The organism is Microbacterium sp. GbtcB4, from assembly GCF_019091465.1.
GTDB classification, from domain to species: domain Bacteria; phylum Actinomycetota; class Actinomycetes; order Actinomycetales; family Microbacteriaceae; genus Microbacterium; species Microbacterium paraoxydans.
In genome coordinates, this window is sequence record NZ_JAGXJJ010000042.1 from 1 (window position 1) to 321 (window position 321).

Below are 321 nucleotides of genomic sequence, written 5' to 3' on the forward strand. Positions count from 1 at the left end.
GAGCGGGCGGCCCAGGTGGCGCACGTCATCCAGTACCGGCCGAAGGACGCCGTCCGCGACATGGACAGAGCCCTGGGGCACTCTCCAGGACAGCAGGACTCCTGGTCACGGCAGGTGGACGGCTGGGGATCAGGGCCCGAACCCGTGGAGGGCCACGACATCCCCGACACCGTGCCCGACTACGCGGCCGAGCTGCTGAAGGCTCCACGGCATCTGGGGATCCACTCAGGCGGCATGGTGCTCCCAGCCCGGCCGGTCGGAGTGGGGGTGCCGGTCGGGCTCGCCCGCATGGAGGGCCGCACCGTCATCCAGGTGGACAAG

General features: G+C 71.3%; 1 pseudogene. It reads left to right on the top strand.

The features are described from left to right. Positions 1 to 321: pseudogene (locus KVS71_RS17200) on the top strand (hypothetical protein); the annotation flags it as partial.